Below are 255 nucleotides of genomic sequence, written 5' to 3'. Positions count from 1 at the left end.
TGGCGTTGAGCACCAGCGTGCCGTAAGTGCCGGTGAACGTACCGGCAGTGATCGGCCCGGCATCAGGGCCGGTCGGTACGCGGTCGGCGCCTTGCACGTCGTTGGTCAGGACGTTGCCGGTCAGGGTTAGCAGGCTTTCCGAGGCGGTGCCGTTGCTGTCGTTCAGCGCTTTCGGCAAGTCGTCGACGATGTTCACGTCGAGGGTCGCGTTGGCGGTGGTGCCGTTGTCATCCACCACGGTCACGGCGAACTGTT

The 255-nt window shown here is 64.7% G+C and carries 1 protein-coding gene; it reads right to left on the bottom strand.

From position 1 onward, the window contains the following. On the bottom strand, nt 1-255 hold a 255-nt coding region (locus AACY19_RS27680; RefSeq protein ID WP_339454675.1), incomplete at both ends, for a hypothetical protein.

Origin of the sequence: Pseudomonas sp. EA_5y_Pfl2_R50, assembly GCF_963970475.1 — a bacterium.
GTDB lineage: Bacteria > Pseudomonadota > Gammaproteobacteria > Pseudomonadales > Pseudomonadaceae > Aquipseudomonas.
This window is presented reverse-complemented; position numbering and strand designations above follow the sequence as displayed.